This window comes from Streptococcus mitis (genome assembly GCF_946190335.1).
GTDB lineage: Bacteria > Bacillota > Bacilli > Lactobacillales > Streptococcaceae > Streptococcus > Streptococcus mitis_CH.
The window spans coordinates 57,143-79,550 of record NZ_CAMHZN010000003.1 but is presented as its reverse complement, the minus strand read 5'-3'; the positions used below and the strand labels follow the sequence as shown (position 1 = coordinate 79,550).

Genomic DNA, 22,408 nt, shown 5'->3' with positions numbered 1-22,408 from the left:
TCCTATTTGATAAAACGTCTTACTAAACTAATGAGTAAAAAGACAGTTACAAAAATAATGGTAATACTTGCACTTGCAGGTGTTTCTGCATAGTAGGAAATGTAAAGTCCTGCTACCATTCCCAAAAATCCAATAGCACTGGCAAGCAGCATAACCGATTTAAAGTTTTTCCCCAGACGCAGGGCAATACTAGCTGGCAAGACCATAATGGTCGATACCAGAAGAGCTCCCGCAGCTGGAATCATAAGGGCAATGGCCACACCTGTCACCATGTTAAAAAGAATGGACATGGTACGAACAGGCAAGCCATCCACAAAGGCCGTATCCTCATCAAAGGTCAAAATGTACATCGGACGAAGGAAGAGGAAGGTCAAAATCAAGACAACCGCCGCAATGACAAAGAGGGAAATGACCTGCTCTTCGCTGATAGTCACAATCGAGCCAAAAAGATACTGGTCCAAACTCATTGAGCTAGAGCTTTTACCCTTGCTCATGACAATCAGAGAAACAGCCAGACCTGTTGACATGAGGATAGCTGTCCCGATTTCCATAAAGTTCTTGTAAACCGTACGGAGATACTCCAGGAAGACTGCCGCAATCAAGACAATAGCAATAGTAGAAATAGTCGGAGAAATCCCCAGAACCAGACCAAAGGCTACACCCGAAAGCGAGACGTGGCTGAGGGTATCACTCATCAAACTCTGACGACGCAAGATAAGGAAGGTTCCCAATACTGGCGAGAAAAGACTCATAGCAATAACGGCCAGAAAGGCACGTTGCATAAAGTCATAAGATAACAAACTAAGCATGGCCCACCTCCTGATCATTCTCATGAACGTTGAAACAACGCCATGGCGAGTCTTGGTTACGTACTAGATGAATATTGCGGTCCGCATAGTCCTTAACTTCTTCAGGGTCATGAGTAATCATCAAAACAGCCTTGCCGTGATGATGAGCGCTGTGGTGCATGAGTTCGTAAAATTCGTTTTTACTTCCTGCATCCATCCCCGTTGTCGGCTCATCTAGGATAAACACATCTGGATCCGAAGCAAACATACGCGCAATCACCGCTCGCTGCTTTTGTCCTCCAGATAGAGAACCCAAGCGTTTGTCTCGGTGTTCCCACATACCAACTGAGTCCAAACTAGCCTTGATATGCTCCTCATCATGAGCATTCAAACGACGGAACCAACCCTTTCGTGGATAGCGACCCGACTTGACAAATTCATAAACCGTACTTGGAAAACCAGCGTTAAAACTGGCAATCTGTTGAGGAAGATAGGCTATTCTCAATTTCTTACCCTGCGTATTTGTCGTTGAAATAGTCACCTTTCCAATGCGTGGCTGAAGGATTCCAAGACTGGCCTTAATCAGTGTCGTCTTAGCTGCCCCATTTTCCCCTGTCAAGGTAACAAATTCCCCACTATCAACACTATAATTGATATGTTCAAGAACGGGCTCCTTATCATAATAGAAGGATAAATCCTCTACCGTAATATATCTCATTATTTGATTTCTCCTACTAAAGCAGTCAAAAACCGCTGAATCACTTTTTGTTCATTTGGAGTAAACTGAGTCGCCACTTGTTCATAGGTTAAAAGTGTATGCTCATGGTGATGATGGTGCTCCTCAGCGATTGGACGAGCCAAATCAGTCAATTGATAAAAAATCACACGCGCATCCTTAGGATCTTTAGATGTTTCTAACATCCCTTCCTTGACCAAAGACTTAATGGCCTTGGTAACCGCCGCCTGACTGACATTGAGGCGACGGGCCAACTCTGAATTTGTTAAAGATTCCTCTGACAAGAGCATGAGAATGTGCTCCTGAGTATTGGTCAGGGCTACCTCGCTAGTGCAATGACCTATTAGGATTTCATGCTGATTTTCCGCCTGCAAAATCACCTCATTTAAAAAGGCATCGATATCCTTCGCTAGCTGTCTCATATCTGACTCCTTTCCTTTTAGACTTCTCTTTTTTAAGAGAAAATACTATTCTTTAAAAAAAAAATTATTTACTGGTTAATTATATCACAACCAAAAAAAGAGTCAAGAAAAAACGTGAAAATAGGCTTCATTCTTGAACTCTTCTATATTATGATCTATTGAAATTCTTTGACATCTCCATCATAAGTCGCCCAATCTTTGCTGAAAAAGCGCTCATTCAGATGGTAAGTCGGAGCTGGTGTGGGATTGGATAGGAAAGGATCAACTGCCTTGTCAAAAGCCAACCAACCCAACCAACCAAGGTGAATGGTATCCTTCATAAAGAAAGGATCCCCGCCATCCTTAGAAAAATCTGCTATATTGGTAAAACCTTGACTTTCTAACTGATAACGAATCTTTTGCACCGTTTGTTGGTACATATCCTCTCGTAGACCAGCGTAGTCCATCCATTTTTTATTAACAGGCGGAATGATAAAAATTGGGTTTACCTTGGATTTAGAAAACTGGGTTAACACCAACTGCAAGTCATTATATTCTGGCGACTTGAGGTAGGTAAAATTTTTCTGAGAATCCTTTAATTTATTCAAATCCTTTTTAATCTGCGTATTATAGAAATAATTTTCCATTCCCAGATCATTATTGGAAGTATTCTTTTCTGCATCTGCTTTGACAACATCTTCTATAGCTTGATAAGAAAACTGATCTGGCAAGGTCTTTAAATACTTAGCTACATGCTTATCGTATTTGAAATAGCCTCTAACCGAAAACTGACCAAAAAAGGAAGCTTGGCGTTCATTAAAACGAGCCAATAATTCAATCATTTCATTGTCTGCCGTCGACAATTCTTCTTTACTCGCCAACTTCTGAACTAGATCCTTCAAAGCTACATTTGGAAACTGCTCTAGTAAGCGAGTTGCTGCATATTGACTAGCCTGATCTCCAGATTGATGTTCCAGAAAACTCGTCAACTGATCCCCATTAAAATACTGCTGGAAGGCTGCTGGCTCATAGCCATTTTTACTAAACCACTGGGGCGAGATGACATATACAACTTGTTTATTCTCCAGTTGTGGCAACATCTGTTGCATCCCGAAATACTGGTTGAGCGATGCAGCTCCCCTCTGTCCTAAAAGATAGGGGCGATAAGAGCGGTTGTACTTCTCAGCCAATACCGCAGGATGGGCACCGTCAAAACGAAGCCATTCACTGGAGCCAAAGAAGGGAACAAAACGCATATTTGGATCAGATAAGGCTCTGACCTTTTGACTCCGCTCCTTAAAACTTTCAATGGTAGTAGCCACCGCCGAACGCTTTTCAGCTCCCAGATCATGGCGCATCTCAGCAGGATAGAAAAAGATAAGCAGACAAACCAACAAACCAGCTATCAAGACCGGTCCGAAGATCATCCATAAGCGTTTAAGCATTTTGTAGCTCCACAATACCAGCTATGATTTTATTAGCTGTATTCCAGTCGTCGCGACCAAACTCTGTTACAGGGACACGAATGTCAAAACGGTTTTCAATCTCCACAATCAACTCAACCGTTCCCATACTATCCAAGACACCTGCATCAAAAAGATCTTCATCCATCATGTCAGAGACATCTTCCATAAACAACTCATCAATAATTTCGATAACTTCTGATTTGATATCCATATTTTATTTCCTTTATTTTTTAAACCATAAATCATTCAAAAATCCAGAAAAGATTAAGAATGACAGCATGACGACATGGAAGGTGACAACCATGCCAAGCAACTGAATCCAGCGATTCTCAGGTAGAGCAGGCTTCCCTGCTTTTTTCCGTTCCTTATTGAGTGTTTTTTTCTTACGAACCCAAGCGTCATTGATGACCAGCCCAATCCCATGAAAGAGTCCATAGGCGATATAGTACCAGGTCACACCGTGCCAAAATCCCATAATCAGCATATTTACAATATAGGCCACGCTTGAGGTTACATTACGATTCTTAAAGACCTTCTTTCTGGTCAACACCATCACCATTCGCATAAAGACAAAGTCACGGAACCAGAAAGAAAGGCTCATATGCCAACGATTCCAAAACTCTTTTAAATCCCTTGATAAAAAAGGCTTATTAAAGTTGATGGGGCTACGGATTCCCATTAAGTTTGAGATAGCCAAGGCAAACATAGAGTAACCTGCAAAATCAAAGAAAAGCTCCAAACCAAAGGTATACATAACTGCCAAGGCATAGGGGTTAAAGAAGCCACCTGACTGCAGGGCTAGATTCTTCAGAGGAGGTAGTAAAGTTTCTCCTAAAACATGAGCCAGGATAAACTTGTACAAAAATCCCCACATGATATAGCGAACGGATTCTTCCAGCATATCCATCAACTCATCTCGCTCAGGAATGGTCTGATAATTTTCATTAAAACGCTTAAAGCGATCGATTGGACCACTTGAAAAAGTCGGCATAAAGAGAAGAAAACGGAGGAATTCCCAGAGGGTAAAATCCTTAATCACTCCATCTCTCAGCTCGATGATAATTCCAACCGAACGAAAGGTCAGGTAAGAAATTCCCAAAAATCCAAGCAAAGACTGCGTTCCATTGATAGCTGGCTGCACCTTGACAAAGATAATCGGGAGAAGGGACAGAAAACTAACTAAGTAGAAGACCCACTTGCCATCCTTACTTTTTCGATAATGCTTGTAGAAGAGTAGGAGCAAAATTTCCCAGCAAAGGTAAGTACCCAAGGCAGCTAGTTGATTGGTCTTTCCACCTACCAACATGGTGATGATAAAGAAGAGGCTAACCAGTACTTCATACCAGGCAAAGCGTTTCTTGAAAAAGAGGCCGATAAAGATAGGCAAGGTTGCAGCAATCACATAAACAAAATACTGAGGATTGCCATATGGCTCTAAATGAGGAAGCTGTTGAAAGAACTCCATCATCTCTTATTCACCTCGTTAATCAATCCTTTGATATCAATTTTTCCATTTGGAGTCAGTGGTAAACTGTCTCGATAAAGGAATTTAGACGGCATCATGTAGGACATCATGATATCTGTTAAATCTTCCTTGATGGCCTTGGTAATATCGATATCACGCTCAAACTGCTCACGAACACCATCTTTTAAGATGACATAGGCTAACAGATTTTGTACCTTGTGGTCCTTGTTATAACGTGGAACTGCGACAGCAGACTCGATAAAGCGAGACTTATTAAGGTTTTGAGAGACATCTTCTAACTCAATGCGATAACCGTTGAACTTAATCTGGAAGTCCATGCGTCCGCCGTAGAGAAGCAAGCCTTCATCTGTCATAGTTCCCACATCTCCTGTATGGTAGGCTGGTAGACCTTCAAACTCAAAGAAGGCTTCTGCCGTTTTTTCAGGATTGTTCATATAACCTTTTGAAACGGCTGGTCCAGAAACAATGATTTCTCCCTGTTCACCATTTGGCAGTTTCTTGCCATTCTCATCAATGATAAAGGTTGGAGAATCAGCCTTGGTATAGCCGATTGGTAGGCGTTTGAGAGTCGCTAGCATCTCGTCTGTCACAGCAACTGCTGACAGGGCTACTGTCGCTTCTGTTGGGCCGTAGGCATTGATAATACGGGCATTTGGGAAACGTTCGCGTAGTTTTTGAGCCGTTTTAACCGTCAATTCTTCACCATCAAAGTAGAAATGCGTGATTCCAGGCATTTTCTCACTATTAAAGTCTTCTGACAACATGGCCATATCCGCAAAAGAAGGGGTTGATGTCCAGATAGCGATTGGCAATGAAAAGATGGTCGCAAAGAGTTGCTTAAAGTCCTGAGTAATAGCTGAAGGAAGAGCGAAGAGCGTACCACCCAGTGCCAAGGTCGGTGCCCAGTACATGACAGACAAGTCAAAAGAATAAGGTGGCTGAGCCAGCATTTGCGAACGACTTGGCGTCGCAAATTCCTTGTCCGTAATCATCCAATTGGTAAAGCTGAGGAGGTTATCATGGGAAATCTGTACTCCCTTTGGCTTACCAGTCGTACCAGAAGTAAAGATGATGTAGTAGTTATCATCACCCTTGACTGGATGCGTGATCTCATAGCTAGTCCCTTGAGCAAAGGCTTCTTGCACCTGAGCTAGATTCATCATTGGCGTAGAAACCTGCTCCAATGGAAAGTCTGAGATGGCAATAATCAAGCTTGGCTCTGCTACTTCTAAAATAGCTGAAACTCGCTCCAAAGCCGAATGGCTATCAATGGGAATGTAGGCATGACCTGACTTAGTCAGCGCTACAAAGGTTGCCAACATTTCATATTCTTGGCCACCAAAAACAACCACAGGAGACTTCTCAGGCAAGCCTAGTTGGTCAATGGCTGCAGCCAAACTATCCGAATCAGCCTTCAAATCTCCATAAGTGTGTTCCTGACCCAAAACATTATAAACAGGATAGCTAGGCTGGGTCTGAGCAAAATGCTCAATGGTTTCAATCATATCTGCTATTGGTTTATTTGACACAATAGGGATTCTCCTTCAAGTTAAAATTCATTATAGATAAAGCTTCCTTGACCCTGACCAAGATAGCTAAAAAAGTAAAGCAGCCCCAGAAAGATAAGAAAATACAAGGCTGTCCGACCAAGAAAGAGGTACAATTCTTTTCTCTGTTTCATCAAGAAAAACCATTCATTTCTGTAATTTTTAGCTAAAATAAGAGTGATTCTTACTAGCTTATTTTTCTACCATTGTACCACTTTATATAGTATTTTTTCAATTGTTTGCCGTAGATTTTCATTATATTTAAGCTAATTTTAAAATTATGCGGTTTTTCTATGTATATTTTTAAAAAAGCCTGAGATTTTCATCTCAAGCTTTATCAACATAATTGTTTTCTAGATTAGAAAAGTGAGAATACAAGCACGGCCAAGGCTGCACCGATAACAGGTCCCACAACAGGAATCCAGGCATAAGACCAGTCTCCGTCTCCCTTGTTTGAAATTGGAAGGATACTGTGCATGATACGAGGTCCAAGGTCACGTGCAGGGTTCAAGGCATAACCTGTTGTCCCACCTAGTGATAGACCGATACCGACAATCAAAGTTCCCACTGCAAAGGTTCCGATTCCTGCTTGAAGGTCATAAAGTCCCAAAGCAAAGATTGTCAATACCAATACAAAGGTGCCAAGGATTTCGCTAATCAAGTTTGATACAGTATCTTTGATAGCTGGTCCTGTGCTGAAAGTAGCCAAAATATTTCCTGCATTTTCTTCTGCCTCATAGTGAGGTTTGAATTGCAACCAAACCAAAATCTGACCGAGCATAGCCCCTGCGAACTGGGCTAAGATATAAGGCAAAACGGAAGCCCAAGGTAAATCACCTTTTAAAGCCACACCAATTGTCACAGCTGGGTTTAAATGAGCTGGACTGAGCTTGCCAGATACAAAGACTGCAACCGCAACTGCAATCCCCCAACCCATCGTAATCACAATCCAACCTGAGCTGTTGCTCTTGGTTTTAGGAAGAACCACACCTGCAACAACACCATTTCCTAGAAGAATCAGGATTAAAGTCCCCAAAAATTCTCCAAATAATTCATTCATCATCTTTCTGTCTCCATTAAAAAGAAGGAGAGGGTAGACTAGGAGTCCTGCCCTCCACCTCTTTTATTTTTTCTTAATTTTTTAATTCTGCTAAATCGTTGTTAGCGAGAGCTGATTCGACATCAGCACGGTAAGCTGCTTTTTCTTCTTCTGACCAATCATAGAATCGTCCCATTTCATCCAAAACTGGCTCAACGATACTATCCAAACTATCACGCATAAAGAGCATATGGTTGGTACGACGAAGAAGGAAGTCAACTGGGCTAAGAGCCAACTCATTGCGCATTGCATAGTGAAGTGACAAAGTATCTGCCAAGCTAAGTCCTGGCGCTTGTTCCAAACTATGAGCAAGAGCAAAGACTTTCGGTGCATTTGAACCGTAGAGATTTGCTAGGTAATGAGCTTCCTTGCTATCCAAACCACGTGACACTCCAAGTTGCGCAAAGGCTTCGATTTCTGAGTCTACATTTGCTGGGTTCAATTCTCCACCTGAAACAGGGTAAGTCTTAGAGTTGATCAGTTTAAAGCTGCGGTCAAATTCTGCTTTGAGGATTTCAACCACGCGCTCCATAGCTCCTTCAGCCATCTTACGGTAGTCTGTGATTTTACCACCAGCAAGGGTCAAGAGACCATTATCATCTCGGTCCAAGCTAGAACCACGAGAAACTGCAGATGGGTCCAAATGTTTCTCAGAGGTACTGCTTTCAAGCTTGCTGACAGCAGACTCAACATCTTCACGCGTTTTTTCTTTAGAGAGATAAGATTCAACAGTTGCAATCAAGTTGTTAAAGCTTTCATCACTGATGGTTCCGTTATTTCCTCCATTGTAGTCAGAAGCGCTATTGCCTGCGATCAATGGACGAAGACCTGCCCAGCTACTTTCGATATCATCAATGGTAATGTTTGCTTCTGGGAAGCGGTTGTTGACAATGCCAAGTAGATAATCTACATCTTCCTGAGTAACTTTTGGATGTTCCAAATCACCTGTGTAGTCTGTATCAGTTGTACCAAAGTAAGTCTTGTTTTCACGCGGGAGAACAAAGACCATACGACCATCTCCCAAACCAGTGTCAAAGTAAACTGGCTGCGAAACCTTGATCTTGCTTGAGTCCACTACCAAGTGAACTCCCTTAGTTGGACGCATTTGTGAGAATTGCGTTCCTTTATTAGACAAATTGCGCACCTTGTCGCTCCAAGGACCTGTTGTGTTAATCACCAGACGGGCCTTGATTTCAAAGACTTGGTCTGTCAAGAGATCACGAGCTACCACACCTGTAATCTTGCCACTTTCGTCAAAGAGGAAGCCTTCTGCCTTCACGTGGTTAGCAATGAGGGCACCGTCTTGGTTGGCACGTTTGATATTTTCAATCACGAGACGCGCATCGTTGTTACGGAAGTCAAGGTAAACCCCACCTCCTACCAAACCTTCTTTCTTCAAGTTTGGCTGGCGTTCCAAAACTTCTTCCTTGCTCAAAACCTTGTTAGCAGCTGGTGTGTTGTTAACTCCTGCCAAAAGGTCATACAAATCCATAGCTACTTTAAGACGGAAGAGGCTAAAGGTCGCTCCATCTTCATCGTAAACTGGCAAGAGCATTGGGTCCGGTTTTGGAATGTGTGGTGCGATTTGTTGAACCACTGCACGTTCTGAAACAGTATCTGATACCACTTCTACGTCAAATTGTTTGAGGTAACGAAGACCTCCGTGAACCAATTTTGTTGAACGGCTGGATGTTCCTTCTGCGAAGTCCTGCATTTCAATCAAACCAGTTTCAAGACCGCTAGCTGCCGCCTGCAAGGCTACACCAGCACCAGTGATTCCTCCACCGATAATCAAGAGGTCCAAGGTACGTTCTTGCATTTTTTTAATTGACAATTCACGTGTTTTCTTTGAAAATTCCATATTTACACACTTTCTAACTAAGTCGCTTTATTCTTCCAGTATTAGTCGTCTACTTCCGCAAAGACTTGAGTTGCTTTTACAGCCTTCTTCCAGCCCTTGTAGAGTTGTTCCTTGCGCGATTCGTTCATAGATGGCTCAAAGAGTTCTCCTGTCTCGTTCAAGAGTTTCAACTCATCCAAATCCTTCCAGTAGCCTACTGACAAACCTGCTAAGAAGGCTGCCCCTAGAGCTGTTGTTTCCAAGTTTTTGGCGCGTGCGATATCGATTCCCAAAATGTCAGCTTGGAACTGCATGAGGAAATTGTTCATAGCTGCACCACCGTCTACTTTCAAGACTTGGATAGCTGTCTGAGCATCTACTTGCATCGTGTCGATGATATCACGCACTTGATAAGCGATAGATTGAAGAGTTGCCTTGATAAAGTCTTCTTTACTTGTTCCACGAGTTAAGCCAAAGACAGAACCGCGAGCGTTTTGGTTCCAGTATGGAGCACCTAGACCTGTAAAGGCTGGAACGACATAAACTTCATCATTGTTGTGAGAATCAAGAGCGTATTTTTCAGATTCTGGTGAATTTTCAACCATGCGAAGACCATCACGAAGCCATTGAATAGCACTTCCTGCGATGAAGATAGAACCTTCCAAGGCATAGTAAACCTTGCCATTGATTCCGTAACCAATCGTTGTCAAGAGATTGTTTTCAGACAACTGCATTTCTTCACCAGTATTCATGATGATGAAAGAGCCTGTTCCATAAGTATTTTTAACCATACCAGGTTCAAAGGCCAACTGTCCAAAGAGGGCCGCTTGTTGGTCCCCAGCCATACCTGAGATTGGAACTTCTCCACCATAGAAATGGAATGGGGCTGTTTTACCGTAGATTTCAGAGTTAGAACGAACCTCCGGAAGCATAGCCTTAGGAATGTTGAGGATTTCCAAAATCTCATCATCCCATTTGAGTTCTTTAATGTTATAAAGCATGGTACGGGCTGCATTTGAGTAGTCCGTCACGTGAGCCGCACCGTCAGTCAATTTCCAAACCAACCAAGTATCAATGGTACCAAAGAGCAATTCCCCTTTTTCTGCTCGCTCTTGAGCGCCTTCTACATGATCCAAAATCCAACGAACCTTAGTCGCTGAGAAGTAAGCATCGATGATCAAACCAGTCTTTTCATGGAATTTTTCCACATAACCTTGGTTTTTTAGTTGCTCAGCTAAAGGGGCTGTTTGGCGAGACTGCCAAACGATTGCGTTGTAGATAGGAAGCCCTGTTTTCTTATCCCAGACAACAGTTGTTTCACGCTGGTTAGTAATACCGATTGCTTCGATTTGATTTGGCTTGACACCACTTTCGATGAAAGCACCCGCAATAACTGACTGAACAGAGTTCCAAATTTCATTGGCATTGTGCTCTACCCAACCTGCCTGAGGGAAAATCTGGGTAAACTCTTTTTGACTCGAGCTAACTTTTTCTCCTTTTTTGTTGAAAATAATGGCACGAGAGCTTGTAGTCCCCTGGTCAATGGCCATGATGTATTTTTCTTGTGACATGTGCTGTCCTCCTGATAAAGATCTTGAGGATGTTTCCTCTTTACACTTACTAGTATACAAAATAAAGCGCTTTCTTGTTCATCAACTTTTTTTAATTTTTAAAAAAATGTGAGGAGATTGTGTGAATTTCACAAAAAAGACCTGGAACGACCAAGCCTTTTAAGTGAATAATAACTGACGAATAGCCGCCAAATCTTCCATATCCAAGTCATTTTTTAAATAATAGACTGGGGTTTGTTCCTTCTTATGAATGGGGTTATTGGTAACCAGCAAATCATAATGTCGAGTTCGGTCATAGGCTTCAATGGTAATAAAACGATTATATTCCAAATACCGTTTCAAAATGGCTGCCATCCTTGAAAAGACAAGAAAACCAGATGTCAAATCCAGACCAATCCGCATATGCTGACCACCATTTTCAGCCATATATTCCATCAACTGAAGCCATTCCCAGAGAATTTTCTTATCCAAATCCGTCCCCTGCTGAAAGGCAGGTAGAGCATGAAAAATCTCCTCTGCCATCCCCCTAAAATCATGTTCCATCAGTAAATATGGATGACGATTCTCTAACTTGTACTTGTAGCAATCCTGTAAAATATAGCCCTTATAAAGATAGACTTGAGCACAAAGCTGACTGAGTTCATAGGTAACATGATCCTCTGTGTAATCACCCAGTAACTCCTCCTTCTTCATTTCTTGAATCAATTGCGTCAGCAAATCTGCCAACTGCCCTCCAAAACCAAGAATATACTCCATAGTATGAAGAGGAAGAATGCGATGAGATAGAAGGAAAGAGAAGAATATCATCATCTCACCATCCTCAGTTCCTAGAGGAAGGTGTTGCCCGGCAAAAAAGGAAGGAGCCTTTCGATGCAAACGAAGGTAGAAAATATTGTCAAAATACCCTCGCATTTTCTCTTCTATCACTTGAAACTGACAAGCATTGACCCGAAGACGCTGTTGACTGATATGAGACCAGAGAACCAAATCCAATTTCTGCCCCGAAGACAAACTTGCACCGCAGATTTCTTCTAGTGTAGCAATCTCCTGTTTTCTCTCTGGTTTCAGCATATGGCCTTCCCATTCCTGACTCGACCAGACCTTGCGGAAAAGGCAGAAATAGAAATATCGAATCTGATGCTCTGGACCTCGCCAACGACCATTTTGGATGGATAAGTCAAACTCTGACAAAATCTGATTTAAGCTAGCTAAGTGGCGACCAAGTGTAGCCTCACTAATCATCAATTCTTGAGCCAGCTGATGGGCTAAAAACTGTTGGTGGTAGAGAAGATAGACCAAAATCTGGTATTTAACAGCATTCTCCAAAAACAGGCTCCGAATATCTCTCCCCTTGGTAGCTGCACCGATCGACAGGCGCAGATTTTCATCTTCTAAGGAGATATTCAGCTCTAAGCCACTGTCCAAAGCCTTGTCATTGAGTAGGGTGACATATTTAGTTAGGGTTGCTTTTGAAAATCCTGTTTCCTCCATTACAGACTTGACAGTCGTCTGAGACTCTTGTAATAGAAAGGAAAGGATTGAAAATTGGCCAGATTCAGCCTTTTCCATCAAATCTCCTAAATACATTTGTTACCCCTTTCATTTTCTACCTTAAGAATAGCATAAATCTTACAAATGCTGAAATAATCTGTTTCTCTTTTTATTTTCATGCTGATTTCCTGGTCCATTATCCTGAAAATCAGCAAACACACGGCTCCCCCTTTGGGCATTTTTATGCTAAAATAGTAGCTATGGATAAAATTATTAAAACTATATCAGAAAGCGGAGCCTTTCGTGCTTTTGTCCTTGATAGCACAGAAACCGTCCGCACTGCTCAAGAAAAACATCAAACCCAAGCCAGCTCAACTGTCGCGCTCGGTCGAACTCTTATCGCTAGCCAGATTCTCGCAGCCAATGAAAAAGGAAATACCAAGCTAACGGTTAAAGTTCTTGGAACGAGCTCTCTCGGTGCCATCATAACGGTCGCTGATACCAAGGGGAATGTCAAAGGTTACGTTCAAAATCCTGGTGTTGACATCAAAAAGACTGCAACTGGTGAAGTCCTAGTCGGACCTTTTGTTGGAAACGGTCAATTCCTCGTTATCACAGATTACGGCACTGGAAATCCTTACAACTCTATGACTCCTCTCATCTCTGGAGAAATCGGTGAAGACCTGGCCTTTTACCTGACTGAAAGCCAACAGACTCCTTCAGCAGTCGGTCTCAATGTCCTTTTAGACGAAGAAGATAAGGTCAAGGTTGCAGGTGGTTTCCTAGTCCAAGTCTTGCCAGGAGCCAAGGAAGAAGAGATTGCTCGCTTTGAAAAACGCATCCAAGAAATGCCAGCTATCTCAACTCTTCTCGAAAGTGAAGACCATATCGAAGCCCTCCTCAAAGCAATCTACGGTGACGAGGCCTACAAGCGTCTTTCCGAAGAAGAAATCCGTTTCCAATGTGACTGTAGCCATGAGCGCTTTATGAACGCTCTTGCTAGCCTTCCAAGCTCAGACTTACAGGAAATGAAAGAGGAAGACCACGGAGCAGAAATAACTTGTCAATTCTGCCAAACTACCTATAACTTTGATGAAAACGACCTGGAGGAACTCATTCGTGACAAATCTTAATACACCTTTTATGATTGGCAATGTTGAGATTCCCAATCGTACCGTTTTAGCACCCATGGCTGGCGTGACCAACTCAGCCTTTCGTACTATCGCAAAAGAGCTCGGTGCAGGACTCGTTGTCATGGAAATGGTCTCTGACAAGGGAATCCAATACAATAACGAAAAAACCCTGCACATGCTTCATATCGATGAAGGCGAAAACCCTGTCTCTATCCAACTTTTTGGTAGCGATGAAGACAGCCTAGCACGCGCAGCAGAATTCATCCAAGAAAACACCAAAACCGATATCGTGGATATCAACATGGGCTGCCCAGTTAATAAAATCGTGAAGAACGAAGCTGGCGCTATGTGGCTCAAGGATCCAGATAAGATTTACTCTATTATCAACAAGGTTCAATCTGTCCTTGATATCCCCCTCACCGTCAAAATGCGTACCGGCTGGGCTGACCCATCTCTGGCAGTTGAAAATGCCCTCGCTGCTGAAGCTGCAGGCGTTTCTGCCCTCGCCATGCATGGCCGTACCCGTGAGCAAATGTATACAGGTCACGCAGACCTTGAGACCCTTCACAAGGTCGCTCAAGCTTTGACCAAGATTCCATTTATCGCAAACGGTGACATTCGTACGGTCCAAGAAGCCAAACAACGCATCGAAGAAGTTGGTGCTGACGCAGTTATGATTGGTCGCGCTGCCATGGGAAATCCCTACCTCTTCAACCAAATCAACCATTACTTTGAAACAGGAGAAATCCTACCTGATTTGACCTTTGAAGACAAGATGAAAATCGCCTACGAACATTTGAAACGCTTGATTAACCTCAAAGGAGAAAACGTAGCAGTTCGTGAATTCCGTGGCCTCGCTCCTCACTACCTCCGTGGAACATCTGGCGCTGCCAAGCTCCGTGGAGCTATTTCACAAGCTAGCACTCTGGCAGAGATTGAAGCCCTCTTGCAATTGGATAAAGCATAGTCTCACATCTACAACTCACAAAAACGACAAAGCTCAAAAATGAGTCTTGTCGTTTTTTATATGTTTTCATCTTGTAAATCTAATTGCTTCACTCTAGCTATATAGTAGGACATAATCAAAAACAAATTGAGGCTGATAATCCAAACAGACCATTCATGAAGAAAATGCATCAATACAGCCAAGCTGATTGCCCCCACTATGAAACTTCCCACAACAATCCCATAATTTAAGGCTTGACGACGGTATTCTTGGATATTTCCTTCTCTTCTAGCAATGCGATACAAAGCGGTCAACATCTTTCGGTAATTTCCAGACGTCATAAAAATGACATAGGGATGATCTTCAATCAAGCTACCCGTAAATGTTAGCATCATCATTCCTGTTCCCAAAGCGATGAAAGGAACTTCTAATAGAGGAGATCGTGAAAAGAAAGGCAAAATAAGTGTCCCAATAAATAAAGGAAGCAACATCTTAACCCGCCAGTAGGCCGTTTTGCGGTATTCTTTCATGTGTAGGGCAAACAGAAATCCTAGAGAAAAGAAGATAATTGAGCAGAATCGCAGCATCGTATTGATGACATTTGAGTCGTGCCAATCAGATATAAGTAGGAGAATATTCCCTGTCTGTGTCGCTACCAAACTATGGTATTGAATATGGCAAAACACATCCAAAGAACCACCTACAAATCCAAGAAATACTCCCATTAGTCGTGTGTTTTGAGGTAATATTAATTTATCCGCCATGTATTATCACTCGTTTTCCTTTGATTTTTTTATTATACCACTTTCTCTTGGAGAAACTAAGTGAAAAACAGTTGGCTCACTCTTTTACAGCACGATTTCTAGTAAAAGTTAAAGCACCAAATTTTATTATTGACTCAAAGCAACACTGGAAACCTTACCATCCGCTCCTGTTGTAATTTGGATGACTTTTCCTCCACCGATTTTGGCATTATACTTACCATCATCAAGAGTGTAAGAGTAACCTCTGATAGAATAGTTTTCTTTCTTTCCATCTGCAGTTTCTACTGTAAATTGGCCCCCTGATGAAACTGTGATGGTTTCGCCATTGGCTCCCTTCCAATTGCCCGTTGCAGCTGAGAAATCACCATCTACCATGGTTAAAACACCCTTGTAGCGTTTATTTTGCTCTGCTTGCTTGTCTTGAAGTTTGCGGTCAGTTGTAGGATCATAGCTTGATTGGTTAGACTGGGCTTGAGGAGCCTGAGCAGGAGTTTGTTGACTAGCCACCTGTTGATTAGCCACTTCTTGACCTTGTCTTTGCTCTGGTGCAGGTGCCGCTTGTGATGGCGTTGCAGTTGCTGAAGATTGATCAGTAGATGCCTTGGCCTTTTCAGATGCAGCTGAACTTGAGGATTTCTGAGTCTTGCTTTCTTTGCTAGAAGAAGCTGCTTTAGAGCTTGATGATTGGCTTGTCTTAGCAGAACTGCTTGCTTGAGTTGTTTCCTTTTTATTTCCACAAGCTCCTAATAGCAAGATAGAAGCCAATGCAGTTGCTGCCATCAATTTGATATAGGTTTTCTTTTTCATTTTTCTACTCCTTTGTAATATTTTAGAAATATAAAGAAATCTTTTTGTAATATAATTGTAACATTAGGATTTAAATATGTCAACAATTTATCTAAACTATTTTAAAAATCTTAAATACTTTAGATACATTTACTCCTCCTACTCTTCTATTCGTAATAAAATAGAAAAGCAGGAGATTTTCCTATTAAAAATTTGAATTTGTTTTTGTGAAATCGCTTGCACCTTTAAGTGCAAAGGAATATAATAACATTGAAATAGAATATAGGAGGTGCACTCTTATGCTAAATAAGTATTATAAGTATCTTCCTTGGTTGATTTTGGGAGCAATTGGCTCTTATCAATCAGCCGCTTACTATGCGCGAACTGCATTTGATGTGTTTTATCTGACTACAATCTTTTTGATTGTTTATATCGCCTTGTTATTTTTACATGAGAACTATCTCAAGTATCGATACAAAGACTTCTTTACTCACATGTTGAGCAATTCTAAGAAAGATGGCCATCCCTAAAATAGTCGCAACAGCAAATCAAACCAATAAAGGCAAATAAAGAGGTCGGGAACTTTTTCCCGGCCTCGCTTTTTATTTCAATCGATAGGTTTTTCTTGGTTTCTTTTTAGGTACTCGTTTGAGTCCGACTTCTTCTACATATTCTCCGTATTTTACGAGAAAGTTATTGCTGACGATTGGACGACCGGGGTTGATGAGATTGACCAGTTCAGTCCCTTCGTAGACAGTGAACTCCTCCTCTAGCAGATAGAGGAAGGTTGGGTTCCAGTCTAGACGGCCTTGGATTCGTTTGATGGATTCTTGGATAATGGCATAATGGTCAAAAGCGAAGGCTTGCTCCTCCAACTCTACTCCCTTTGAGAAGCACTTGCCTGTCTGAAAATCGACATCTACAAAAACCACATCCTTGGCATCGTCTCCTGCTTGAACAAGTTCTAATGCACAACTAGGTAAATAAACCAAGTGGGCAATAGTCACTGTCCAGCCCCGTGGGTCACGGCCGGGGGTCGATACGGTCATCAATTGCTCAATTTTTTCCAAAGGAAGATCGAGATTGACTTCTTCTCTCACCTCACGCTGACAAGCATGCGCAGCGTCTTCGCCCTTGTCCATAAATCCTCCAACCAGAGCCAAACAGTTTTGATAAGGGTGAGCCTTGCGACGAATTAATAAAAGCTTGATCTTTCCTTCGACAAAGCAGTAGGCTACCATATCCACCGTCACACTTGGTTTTTCGTATTGAGGAAGTTCCTGCTTGTAGTACCAATCCAAAAATTCCTCCTGACTTGCATGAATTTCAAAATATTCTCTTTCCGTCATCCCTGCTGGAATCATCGTGTCCGTCATTTTATGCCTCCTTACGAACTGCCTTGGTCCATTGGTACCAACCTACTAGACTATTGAGTGTGTAAACCCAGTACATCCCTTGGATGTGGATATTTTCACCCCACCAGAGGTAAATACTAAAGAGATTGGTTGCAATCCAGAAAATCCATTGCTCACGGTAGAGACGTGTCATCAAGAGCTGACCAACACCATTGGTCGCATCGGTAACACTATCACGGAAAGGGCGAGCACTATGGATACTTTGGTATGCCAAGCCCATACCAATCCAAATGATAGCAGTCAAAGCCAAGTACTTGAGCCAGTCAAGCACAGATAATTTCTTAGCTTCAAAGTGAGATTCTTCTGCTTTTCCTTGGTCATTGATACGATTGGACAGCCAAGCATAGAGACCAATCGGCTGCATGACAAAGAAGTAAACGGTCGTCAAAACTTCGCCATAAAAAGTCGCATTCATAGCCAAAATCAAATAGATAGCAGAGTTAATGGCCCCAAAGAGATAATTGCTTGCACGCCCTTCTGCTACCAAGATAACACAGACAATCCCAGTCCAAGATGCAAACAAGCTCATCCAGTCATGACTTTCTGTATTTTGCGTGAATTCCAAGATCAAAGGAACACTTGACAGGACGATGAGATACAACCACTGGAAGAGGCTACGGCCGACAAAGAGATCTTTCCAGAGTAGGTTCATGATTCCTGCAAAACCAATCTTGCGGGCTTCTGCATGGACGTTTTTAAAGTTTTCGATAAATTGTGTGATATTTTCAGTTAGTTTTTTCATATTTTTCTCCTAATCTGCTTGGTAAATGGCATCAATAGCCACTTTTGCTGCTTCATAATTTCCTAAATAATCCTCAGCTAGATAAACTAGTGGAATGTTTGCTAAGTAGCGCCTCCTCATCTGATCCAAATGTTGTGAAAAACTATGACGAATATGGTCTTCCGCCATGGTCATATCTCTAAATCCGTCATTGACATAGGAACCGACGGGTTGCACAAAGAGAATCAAATCCCATTTCTCCTTAGCCAAGATCGAGGCAAAGAGATTATCAAATGTTTCTCCTGATAAATCCCCTTGGTCCTCAGTCTCCATGTAATAATCATAGTAGCCCTTGGTTACTAAAGAGTTGGTGTCTGCTATCACCAGTCCCCTATTGGCATTACTGTCAATTAACTTAGAGGTCTGGTCATACTGCCCCAACAGGAGATAATAGTAATCCTTTGGAGTCAATTCATCGTCGCGGACATTGTTTTTGATCTGGTACTCACGCGCGTATTCCAGGCTAACTGGTGCATCGTAATACCTTGCCAAATCCTTGGCTAAAGTGGTCTTCCCATTGCTGGCACTTCCCATAATCAACACTTTCTTTGTAAACTGACGTCGGAAGGGTTGAGCAATATATTTCCAATATTTGCTTGGATTTTCTCGAATCATAGTCGCTGAGATACCAAACTTTCTTTCTTGCAAGACAGTCTCAAAGCTACGATTAGACAATTCTTGCTGGTAGTCTGCTTCTCCCACAAAGAAAATTAATTCTTGCTGGGTTTCATCATAGGAAATCTCCGCTAACATTTGGTCCAACCACTCCTGCCAGCCCATAGGATAACGAGGAAGATTGGTTTCATCTAACTTGCAGACAGAGGTCAACTCGTCATCACCAAAGGCCTCTCGGATATAGCGAAATCTTTTTTGAAGCGTTAAGCCTACCTGCTCCCCTCTATCTCCCTCATAGCCTGAAACGACAACCCAAACCCGGTCACACTGTCGCTTCGCTCGCTGGATCAGATCGATATGTCCTTGATGAAGCGGAGCAAAGGTTCCAAATACCACTGCTATTTTCTTTTTCATAAACCTATTACCTTTTTATGATTTTTGATATTTTTATTATAAACTATATTTTTGTTTTGTCAATAGTTTTTTATCATTTTTTATAAAAAAGTAGCAAAAAAAAGAATCAAGATTACTCCTGATTCTCCATTTTTATGCAATATCAAATTTTAACTGGCCTGCTTTAACACCAATCTTAAGTGTGCTGCCTGCCTCTAATTCTCCCTTGAGAAGAAGTTCTGCCAACTTGTCCTCCACTTCTGTTTGCAAGGTTCTGCGAAGTGGACGAGCTCCCATCTCTGGGTCATATCCTTGATTGGCCAATAATTTCAGTGCGGAAGCTTGTAATTTCAAATCAATGCCTTTTTCAGCCAAACTTGCCACTAAAGGTTTAACCATAATTTTCACCACTTCCTGCATATGGTCGCTAGACAGGCTATGGAAGACCACCTTTTCATCAATACGGTTGATAAACTCCGGTCTATAAGCTTTTTTCAGCTCTTCAAACATGCGTTTTTCCATATTTTCCTGATCAAAACGAATGTCCTTAGCCCCAAAACCAACTGTCTTGTCATCACGAAGGGCTGTCGCACCAAGATTTGACGTCATGATGATAATGGTATTTGAAAAGTCAACCTTGCGCCCCTTGCTATCAGTCAAGACACCGTCATCCAAGACCTGCAAGAGGACATTAAAGATGTCTGGGTGGGCTTTTTCTACCTCATCAAAGAGGAGAACAGAGTATGGTTTGTTGCGAACCTTCTCGGTCAACTCCCCACCTTCTTCATAACCCACATAGCCCGGAGGAGCTCCGTTAAGACGGCTGGCTGCGAATTTCTCCATATACTCACTCATATCAAAGCGGATAAGGGCTGATTCATCATCAAAGAGAACTTCCGCCAAAGCCTTGGCCAATTCGGTCTTACCGACACCTGTGGGTCCTAGGAACATAAAGGAACCAATCGGACGCTTGTGACTACGAATACCAGACTGGTTGCGGCGAATCGCACGGCTAATGCTTGAAACAGCTTGATCTTGACCGATGACACGTTTGTGCAGTTCAGCTTCTAAGTTTAAGTATTTCTTAGCATCAGTCTGAGTCAGTTTTTGGACTGGAATACCTGACAAGCGACTCAAGGTAGTCAAAATATCAGACTCTGTCACCAAGTCTTTATAGACAGGCACTTCCTCTTCTTTTGCGATTAGCTGGGCTGCCTGTTTCCACTTGCCATCCATCAAGGCCTTGTCAGCTGGACTTAAGCCAGAATCATCTGCTGTTACATGCTTAGCCTTATTTTGCACTGTTGCTGCTGCCTCATCCAAGAGATCGATAGCAGAGTCTGGCAAGTGACGACTAGTCAAGTAACGATGAGCCATCTTGACGGCTGTTTCAACCGCTTCATCTGTGATTTGCACACGGTGATGTTTCTCATAAGTCGCCTTCAAGCCTTGCAAAATGGTCATGCTGTCTGCCACACTTGGCTCTTCAATCGTCACTTTGGCGAAACGACGAGAAAGGGCCGCATCTTTTTCGATGTGTTTTTGATATTCTTCCTGAGTAGTCGCACCAACCGTTCTCAAAGTTCCACGCGCCAAGGCTGGTTTCAAGATATTGGCCGCATCCAGAGTTGAGTCAATTCCACTCCCAGAACCCATGATAGTGTGGAGCTCATCGATAAAGAGGATGACTTGCCCATCTTCTTCAATATCCTTAATGATATTATTCATGCGCTCTTCAAAGTCACCACGGAAGCGTGTCCCTGCAACGACATTCATCAAATCAAGCTCTAACACGCGCATCTTAGCCATTTCCACAGGCACATCACCACTAGCAATACGCTGGGCAAGACCAAGCGCCAGAGCTGTTTTCCCGACACCAGCATCCCCAACCAAGACAGGATTATTCTTTGTCTTCCTACTCAAGATTTGAATCATACGCGAGATTTCCTTGTCCCGACCGATGACTGGTTCTAACTTGCCAGAACGCGCTTGCTCTGTCAAATCATGCGTATAGTCCTCGAGACCACCACTCGGAGTCTGGGGCATGCCCATCATATTAGCCATAGAATTTTGCTTGTCAGCTACTGTACGATGACGTTGGCGTAAAGCCTTGAGGTCTTCACGAGTCCAACCTGCACGTTCTTCTAGATTTCGACGTAGGGCAGCAATCTTGACCTGATCTTTCTTGTCTTCATAAGAAAAACCAGCCCTCTCCAAGATACGAGTCGCCAAGGCATTTCCATCATGCAAAATCGCATAAAGGACGTGCTCTGTCCCTAGCACCTTAGCATGGACCACTGATGCTACATACTCTGCTTCATCAAAGAGAACCTGCAAACGATGGGAGAACGGCAATTCCGTAAAGGTTTCATCCTGGCTATAGTCCGTTTCAGTCAGTTCCAAAGCGACTTCTTCTAAACGGTCCATCTCATATGGATAATCATTTAAAGTCGCCCCTGCCACACTATAACTGTGATTAGACATGGCAATCAACAAGTGCCAAGACTCTAGATAACGAGCTCCAAAATGGCCAGCCACCATGTAGGCACTTTCGATACATTCATTCAATGCTTTTGAATAGTTCATCTTACTTCCCTTTTCTATCTACCTCTTGTATGACCTGTCGTAGCATATTAGCTCGAAGGACTGGAGCTTCTTCTCCTAGAACGCGATCCAAAGCTACTGCCACCAGCAAATTCATCTCCTGCTTGGTCATTAATTCCTGCTCAAACAAAAGCTGGAGAATATCCTCATAAATTTCTTGACTAACTCGCTCACCAATTGAGTAAAGCAGCTCCCTGAGCATTTCATGATGACTAGAAAACTCAATCCGTCCTATACGAATATAGCCTCCGCCACCACGCTTACTTTCAACCAAGTAGCCTCTACTTTCCGTAAAGCGTGTCTTGATCACATAGTTAATCTGACTGGGAACAACCTGAAAAGTATCTGCCAACTGACTCCGTTGCAACTCCACAATTCCAGATTGATCTAAAATCGCCTTGATGTAGGCCTCAATATGATCCGATGTATTTTTAAATCTCATAACAAACCCACCTCTCTCTTTAAACCTTGACTATCTTTGACTATTATACCGAAATTTTCTCATTTTTAAAAGAAAAAGGGCGCTGGTAAAGGATAATCTTCACC

At 42.5% G+C, this 22,408-nt stretch carries 22 protein-coding genes; 3 read left to right on the top strand and 19 right to left on the bottom strand.

Going from position 1 to position 22,408, the window contains the following annotated elements; all coding sequences use genetic code 11:
* Positions 1–2: 2 nt before the first annotated feature.
* From N8O43_RS05525 to N8O43_RS05470, 12 genes are all read right to left on the bottom strand, one after another.
* A complete protein-coding gene (locus N8O43_RS05525; protein ID WP_045612455.1) occupies positions 3–809 on the bottom strand; it encodes a metal ABC transporter permease in 807 nt (268 codons plus the stop codon).
* Positions 802–1,506: a metal ABC transporter ATP-binding protein gene (locus N8O43_RS05520; RefSeq protein WP_125443258.1), complete on the bottom strand. Its 705-nt coding sequence runs from the start codon at positions 1,504–1,506 to the stop codon at positions 802–804. Before N8O43_RS05520 ends, N8O43_RS05525 begins: the two co-directional genes overlap by 8 nt.
* Positions 1,506–1,946: a zinc-dependent transcriptional regulator AdcR gene (adcR, locus tag N8O43_RS05515; RefSeq protein ID WP_001249308.1), complete on the bottom strand. Its 441-nt coding sequence runs from the start codon at positions 1,944–1,946 to the stop codon at positions 1,506–1,508. Before adcR ends, N8O43_RS05520 begins: the two co-directional genes overlap by 1 nt.
* A 155-nt stretch (positions 1,947–2,101) precedes the next feature.
* Complete coding sequence (gene dltD, locus N8O43_RS05510) at positions 2,102–3,370, bottom strand: D-alanyl-lipoteichoic acid biosynthesis protein DltD (RefSeq protein ID WP_261089685.1); 1,269 nt, start codon at positions 3,368–3,370, stop codon at positions 2,102–2,104.
* Positions 3,363–3,602 carry a D-alanine--poly(phosphoribitol) ligase subunit DltC gene (gene dltC, locus N8O43_RS05505; protein ID WP_000351967.1) on the bottom strand — a complete coding sequence of 80 codons (240 nt, stop codon included), beginning with the start codon at positions 3,600–3,602 and terminating at the stop codon, positions 3,363–3,365. Before dltC ends, dltD begins: the two co-directional genes overlap by 8 nt.
* A gap of 12 nt (positions 3,603–3,614) precedes the next feature.
* Positions 3,615–4,859 (bottom strand): D-alanyl-lipoteichoic acid biosynthesis protein DltB, encoded by a 1,245-nt coding sequence (gene dltB, locus N8O43_RS05500; protein WP_261089684.1) that lies wholly within the window; start codon positions 4,857–4,859, stop codon positions 3,615–3,617.
* Positions 4,856–6,406, bottom strand: a complete 1,551-nt coding sequence (gene dltA, locus N8O43_RS05495) for a D-alanine--poly(phosphoribitol) ligase subunit DltA (protein ID WP_150922691.1) — start codon at positions 6,404–6,406, stop codon at positions 4,856–4,858. Before dltA ends, dltB begins: the two co-directional genes overlap by 4 nt.
* Positions 6,407–6,426: 20 nt before the next feature.
* On the bottom strand, positions 6,427–6,558 hold the full coding sequence (locus N8O43_RS05490; protein ID WP_000813667.1) for a teichoic acid D-Ala incorporation-associated protein DltX: 132 nt from the start codon (positions 6,556–6,558) through the stop codon (positions 6,427–6,429).
* Positions 6,559–6,782: 224 nt separating this feature from the next.
* Positions 6,783–7,487: an MIP/aquaporin family protein gene (locus tag N8O43_RS05485; protein ID WP_004255366.1), complete on the bottom strand. Its 705-nt coding sequence runs from the start codon at positions 7,485–7,487 to the stop codon at positions 6,783–6,785.
* Between the two features lie 70 nt (positions 7,488–7,557).
* Positions 7,558–9,384 (bottom strand): type 1 glycerol-3-phosphate oxidase, encoded by a 1,827-nt coding sequence (gene glpO / locus N8O43_RS05480; protein ID WP_261089683.1) that lies wholly within the window; start codon positions 9,382–9,384, stop codon positions 7,558–7,560.
* 41 nt (positions 9,385–9,425) lie between these two features.
* Complete coding sequence (glpK, locus tag N8O43_RS05475; protein WP_261089682.1) at positions 9,426–10,934, bottom strand: glycerol kinase GlpK; 1,509 nt, start codon at positions 10,932–10,934, stop codon at positions 9,426–9,428.
* A 159-nt stretch (positions 10,935–11,093) separates the two neighbouring features.
* The gene (locus N8O43_RS05470) at positions 11,094–12,521 is read right to left on the bottom strand and encodes a helix-turn-helix domain-containing protein (RefSeq protein WP_261089680.1); all 1,428 of its coding nucleotides are present in this window, start codon (positions 12,519–12,521) and stop codon (positions 11,094–11,096) included.
* Positions 12,522–12,685: 164 nt separating this feature from the next.
* On the opposite strand from N8O43_RS05470, the gene hslO reads away from it, so the two are divergent.
* Both hslO and dusB read left to right on the top strand, forming a co-directional pair.
* Positions 12,686–13,558, top strand: coding sequence for an Hsp33 family molecular chaperone HslO (gene hslO, locus N8O43_RS05465; protein ID WP_004235754.1), 873 nt, complete (start codon positions 12,686–12,688; stop codon positions 13,556–13,558).
* Entirely contained in the window at positions 13,545–14,525 is a 981-nt protein-coding gene (gene dusB / locus N8O43_RS05460; protein WP_000183308.1) for a tRNA dihydrouridine synthase DusB, read from the top strand. The genes hslO and dusB overlap by 14 nt, the downstream gene beginning before the upstream one ends.
* Positions 14,526–14,581: 56 nt before the next feature.
* On the opposite strand, the gene N8O43_RS05455 is transcribed toward dusB, so the two are convergent.
* Both N8O43_RS05455 and N8O43_RS05450 read right to left on the bottom strand, forming a co-directional pair.
* Positions 14,582–15,268, bottom strand: coding sequence for a DUF1275 family protein (locus tag N8O43_RS05455; protein ID WP_000764010.1), 687 nt, complete (start codon positions 15,266–15,268; stop codon positions 14,582–14,584).
* 126 nt (positions 15,269–15,394) lie between these two features.
* Positions 15,395–16,075, bottom strand: coding sequence for a hypothetical protein (locus tag N8O43_RS05450; protein WP_261089678.1), 681 nt, complete (start codon positions 16,073–16,075; stop codon positions 15,395–15,397).
* Positions 16,076–16,353: 278 nt separating this feature from the next.
* Here N8O43_RS05450 and N8O43_RS05445 point away from each other — a divergent pair, with 278 nt between their 5' ends.
* Entirely contained in the window at positions 16,354–16,584 is a 231-nt protein-coding gene (locus N8O43_RS05445) for a hypothetical protein (RefSeq protein ID WP_261056848.1), read from the top strand.
* Positions 16,585–16,656: 72 nt separating this feature from the next.
* On the opposite strand, the gene N8O43_RS05440 is transcribed toward N8O43_RS05445, so the two are convergent.
* The 5 genes from N8O43_RS05440 to N8O43_RS05420 form a co-directional block, all read right to left on the bottom strand.
* Positions 16,657–17,430, bottom strand: coding sequence for an NUDIX hydrolase (locus tag N8O43_RS05440; protein ID WP_261089677.1), 774 nt, complete (start codon positions 17,428–17,430; stop codon positions 16,657–16,659).
* 1 nt (position 17,431) lies between these two features.
* Entirely contained in the window at positions 17,432–18,211 is a 780-nt protein-coding gene (gene pnuC / locus N8O43_RS05435; protein ID WP_261072436.1) for a nicotinamide riboside transporter PnuC, read from the bottom strand.
* Between the two features lie 9 nt (positions 18,212–18,220).
* Positions 18,221–19,279, bottom strand: coding sequence for an AAA family ATPase (locus N8O43_RS05430; RefSeq protein ID WP_261089676.1), 1,059 nt, complete (start codon positions 19,277–19,279; stop codon positions 18,221–18,223).
* Positions 19,280–19,411: 132 nt separating this feature from the next.
* Positions 19,412–21,844 (bottom strand): ATP-dependent Clp protease ATP-binding subunit, encoded by a 2,433-nt coding sequence (locus N8O43_RS05425; protein ID WP_261089675.1) that lies wholly within the window; start codon positions 21,842–21,844, stop codon positions 19,412–19,414.
* A gap of 1 nt (position 21,845) precedes the next feature.
* The gene (locus tag N8O43_RS05420; RefSeq protein WP_261089674.1) at positions 21,846–22,304 is read right to left on the bottom strand and encodes a CtsR family transcriptional regulator; all 459 of its coding nucleotides are present in this window, start codon (positions 22,302–22,304) and stop codon (positions 21,846–21,848) included.
* Positions 22,305–22,408: the final 104 nt, after the last annotated feature.